The following is a 1,419-nucleotide window of genomic DNA, read 5'->3' as shown; positions in this document are numbered from 1 at the left end:
AATCTCGCGATCAAGCGCTGCGAGGCCGAATACCCGCCGCTTGCGGATTGGGGCGGCGGCCATCTCGCCGCCTGCTGGCGCGCGGAAGAAGTTGCGGAGGTGGCATGACCAAGGCACTGCTCGAGGTCACCGATCTCAGGAAGCATTACCCGGTGCGCGCCGGCGTGCTGCGGCGCCAGGTCGGCACCGTGCACTCGGTCGACGGCGTCTCGTTCTCCCTTGGTGCCGGCGAGACGCTTGGGCTCGTCGGCGAGTCCGGCTGCGGCAAGTCGACGGTAGCGCGCAGCGTGCTGAGGCTGGTGGAGCCGACCTCGGGCCAGATTCGCCTCGATGGTGAGGACATCACCCATCTGTCCAAGTCGGCACTGCGCCCTCACCGTCGCTCGATGCAGATCGTGTTTCAGGACCCGTTTGCCTCGCTCAATCCACGCATGACCGCGGGCGACATCGTCGGCGAGCCGCTCGCCGTGCACGGGCTCGCCACCGGCAAGGCGCTGGAGGCACGCGTCGTAAAGCTATTCGAGCAAGTGGGCTTGCGGCCCGACCAGATGAGCAATTTCCCGCATCAATTCTCCGGCGGCCAGCGCCAGCGCATCTGCATCGCGCGTGCGCTGGCGCTCGGGCCGCGCCTGATCGTTTGCGACGAGCCGGTCTCCGCGCTCGACGTCTCGATCCAGGCGCAGGTGATCAATCTGTTGATCGACCTGCAACGGCAGCACGGCTTCTCCTATCTCTTCATCGCGCACGACCTCGCCGTAGTCGCGCATATCAGCCACCGCGTCGCCGTGATGTATCTCGGCCGCATCGTCGAGATCGCCGGCAAGGACGAATTGTTCCGCAATCCGCGCCATCCCTACACACAGGCACTGCTCGCCTCGGTCCCGGTCGCCAATCCGCTGGCGAAGAAGCTTGCGCCATTGGTTGACGGCGACGTGCCAAGCCCGGTCAATCCTCCCTCGGGCTGTGCATTTCACACCCGCTGCCGGTTTGCGATGGAGCGTTGCAAGACGGAGCGGCCGGCGCTGTTGGATGCGGGCGACGGGCATCAGGTGGCGTGCTTGCTCAACGAGGGCACGGGGCGGAATAACGCCATCGCGTAGGGTGGGTTAGCGAAGCGTAACCCACCACCGTCTGTGGCCGCGGAAACAGACGTGGTGGACTACGCCAGCGGGCCGCGCTTCGCGAGGCCGCTGGCTAATCCACCCTACAATCCCGCAGTGAGCTGATCACCGGCCAGGCCGCCAGCGCAGCGGCGAGATGCTTGAGCGTATGGCCCGAGACAATGTGTCCGGTCGCTTCGAAAATGACCGCGTCGCCGAGTTCGAAGAGCTTGGCCAGCACATAGAAGAGGATCACGCCGCCGAGCGGCACGCCGAGCGCGCCGGAGCGGGGCCGCGTCAACGCCAGGCCCACGGCCAG

At 66.4% G+C, this 1,419-nt stretch carries 1 protein-coding gene and 2 pseudogenes; 2 read left to right on the top strand and 1 reads right to left on the bottom strand.

Annotation, left to right across the window (positions count from 1 at the left end; genetic code table 11):
- Positions 1 to 108 (top strand): annotated as a pseudogene (locus MOV74_RS41100) (peptide ABC transporter ATP-binding protein); the annotation flags it as partial.
- Positions 105 to 1,100, top strand: a complete 996-nt coding sequence (locus tag MOV74_RS38190) for an ABC transporter ATP-binding protein (RefSeq protein WP_246932683.1) — start codon at positions 105 to 107, stop codon at positions 1,098 to 1,100. The pseudogene MOV74_RS41100 and the gene MOV74_RS38190, both read left to right, overlap by 4 nt.
- 94 nt (positions 1,101 to 1,194) lie before the next feature.
- Here the strand turns inward: MOV74_RS38190 and MOV74_RS38185 are convergent.
- A pseudogene (locus MOV74_RS38185) lies at positions 1,195 to 1,419 on the bottom strand (hypothetical protein); the annotation flags it as partial.

Origin of the sequence: Bradyrhizobium sp. SHOUNA76 (assembly GCF_023006445.1) — a bacterium.
Classification (GTDB): domain Bacteria; phylum Pseudomonadota; class Alphaproteobacteria; order Rhizobiales; family Xanthobacteraceae; genus Bradyrhizobium.
Note: the sequence above shows the minus strand (reverse complement) of the source record. Positions and strands in the feature narration are given on the sequence as shown.

Bases quoted from the DNA above. Each gene is read 5' to 3' on its own strand.
- MOV74_RS38190 (WP_246932683.1), top strand. From the start codon at position 105: ATGACCAAGGCACTGCTCGAGGTCACCGATCTCAGGAAGCATTACCCG.